The 2,490-nt window shown below is 58.0% G+C and carries 4 protein-coding genes; 2 read left to right on the top strand and 2 right to left on the bottom strand.

What is annotated here, in order from left to right; genetic code table 11:
- The coding region (gene hemJ, locus AC1DRJ_RS24335) for a protoporphyrinogen oxidase HemJ (RefSeq protein WP_477804400.1) at positions 1-387 on the bottom strand (387 nt) is incomplete at its 3' end.
- 135 nt (positions 388-522) lie between these two features.
- On the opposite strand from hemJ, the gene argC reads away from it, so the two are divergent.
- Both argC and erpA read left to right on the top strand, forming a co-directional pair.
- The gene (gene argC / locus AC1DRJ_RS24330) at positions 523-1,557 is read left to right on the top strand and encodes an N-acetyl-gamma-glutamyl-phosphate reductase (protein WP_477804399.1); all 1,035 of its coding nucleotides are present in this window, start codon (positions 523-525) and stop codon (positions 1,555-1,557) included.
- Between the two features lie 155 nt (positions 1,558-1,712).
- On the top strand, positions 1,713-2,063 hold the full coding sequence (gene erpA, locus AC1DRJ_RS24325; RefSeq protein WP_477804398.1) for an iron-sulfur cluster insertion protein ErpA: 351 nt from the start codon (positions 1,713-1,715) through the stop codon (positions 2,061-2,063).
- Positions 2,064-2,131: 68 nt separating this feature from the next.
- Here erpA and AC1DRJ_RS24320 read toward each other — a convergent pair.
- Positions 2,132-2,490: anhydro-N-acetylmuramic acid kinase (locus AC1DRJ_RS24320; RefSeq protein WP_477804397.1), on the bottom strand; the 359-nt coding region annotated here is incomplete at its 5' end.

The raw sequence follows: 2,490 nt of genomic DNA, 5'->3' as shown, positions 1-2,490 counted from the left end.
TATCAGAACCGGGACTTCATTGAACCAGCGATAAAAGACATGGCTGCGGGTGTTTTCGCCACGGGCAAAACGCTTCACCTGTGCGCCGCACATGTGGTGGTAGCCAATCAGGATCACAACCAGCGTCAGTTTCGCGTGAAACCATCCACCCTGACTGAAGATACTCGGATTGAGGTATATCAGCGCGATGCCGAAAACCAGGGTGGCGATCATCGCCGGGCCCATGATGCCGCGGTACAGCTTGCGCTCCATGATACTGAAGCGTTCCTTGCTGACGGTGTCTTCACTTTGCGCGTGATAAACGAACAGGCGCGGCAGGTAGAACAGGCCGGCAAACCAGCAGACCATGCTGACGATGTGAAGCGCTTTGAGCCACAGATAAAGCATTTTTAGTTATTCCCAGGTTCACGGTAGCCCGGATAGTAGAGGCTTGAGCGTCCGCACGTCACCTTGCCGGTTGTCGCAGAGCGATACGCACCCTATTATCGACGGCTTTCCAGTGGGTTCGTTGAGGGCAGGTTTATGGTCAAGGTCGGTATCGTCGGCGGCACGGGTTACACCGGTGTCGAACTGCTGCGTTTGTTGGCACAGCATCCGCAAGCTGAGGTGGTAGTGATCACTTCCCGATCCGAGGCTGGCCTGGCCGTGGCCGACATGTACCCGAACCTGCGAGGCCATTACGACGGCCTGGCGTTCAGTGTTCCGGACATCAAGACGCTGGGCGCCTGTGATGTGGTGTTTTTCGCCACCCCTCACGGTGTTGCTCATGCGCTGGCCGGCGAACTGCTGGCGGCCGGGACCAAGGTCATCGACCTGTCGGCTGATTTCCGTCTGCAAGATGCCGCAGAGTGGGCCAAGTGGTATGGCCAGCCGCACGGTGCTCCGGAGCTGCTGGAAGAAGCGGTCTACGGCTTGCCGGAAGTCAATCGCGAGCAAATCAAGGATGCTCGCCTGATCGCCGTTCCGGGTTGCTACCCGACTGCAACGCAATTGGGTTTCCTGCCTTTGCTCGAAGCCGGTCTGGCCGACACCACTCGTTTGATCGCTGACTGCAAATCCGGCGTCAGCGGTGCTGGGCGCGGTGCCTCCGTGGGATCGCTGTACTCCGAAACGTCGGAAAGCATGAAAGCCTACTCGGTCAAAGGCCATCGTCACTTGCCGGAAATCCGCCAGGGACTGCGTCGCGCAGCGGGCAAGGATGTCGGTTTGACCTTCGTTCCGCACCTGACGCCAATGATTCGTGGCATTCACTCGACGCTTTACGCGACCGTCGTGGATCGCTCGGTCGATCTGCAGGTACTGTTTGAAAAGCGTTATGCCAACGAACCGTTCGTCGATGTAATGCCTGCTGGCAGCCATCCGGAAACCCGCAGCGTACGCGGTGCCAACGTGTGCCGTATTGCCGTGCATCGTCCGCAAGATGGAGATCTGGTGGTGGTRCTGTCGGTGATCGACAACCTGGTCAAAGGTGCGTCGGGTCAGGCGGTGCAGAACATGAACATCCTGTTTGGTCTGGATGAGCGTTTGGGCTTGTCCCACGCGGGTATGTTGCCTTAAAGAGCAGCTACAAGCTTCAAGTTGTAAGCCGCAAGCTTGAAGCTCACAACTTGAAGCTTGCCGCTGCTCCTCAAATAGTTGACCGATTTTCTAGGACAAGCGGATAATGCGCGTCATCACGCATTATGGCGGCGTAACGCCGGGAGATAGTCAGCATGAGCGTCGAATCCTTCACCCCCACGGCTTTGCAATTCACCCACGGTGCCGCGCACAAGGTGAAGAGCCTGGTCGATGAAGAGGGGAATGATCGCTTGAAGCTGCGCGTATTCGTTACGGGCRGCGGTTGTTCAGGTTTTCAGTACGGCTTCACCTTCGATGAAGAAGTGGCCGATGACGACACCATCGTCGAGCGCGAAGGCGTGAGCCTGGTCGTGGACCCGATGAGCTTCCAGTACCTGGCAGGTGCCGAGGTGGATTATCAGGAAGGTCTGGAAGGTTCGCGCTTCGTGATCAAGAATCCGAACGCCAGCACCACCTGTGGCTGCGGCTCTTCGTTCTCGATCTGATCGCACTTCAGCGCAATGCAAAACGCCGCAGAATCTTTTGGGTTGTGCGGCGTTTTGCTGTCTGTCGCTTACGCGGGATAGATCGCGCCAAGTACGCGCAGGCCGCGGGCGCCGGTGACGCTGGGGCGATTGGCGGCGATGCCTTCGAGACAGCAATGGGCCAGCCAGGCGAATGCCATGGCTTCAACCCAGTCGGGATCTACACCATGCGTGGCGGTGCTGCCGACTTTTACATTCGGCAGTAAGTTGGCCAAGCGCTGCATTAGCGTGGTGTTGTGCGCACCGCCGCCGCAGATCAGCAATTCTTGAGTGTTCGACTGGGCGTCTTGCAGTGACTCGACGATGGTCAATGCGGTGAGTTCAAGCAGGGTTGCTTGAACGTCTTCGGCAGCGAAGGTCGGTAGTTTCGCGAGGTGCTGTGTCAGCC

This window comes from Pseudomonas sp. P5_B2 (assembly GCF_056400445.1).
The sequence above is the reverse complement of the archived record's forward strand: the minus strand, read 5'-3'. Positions and strand labels throughout refer to the sequence as shown.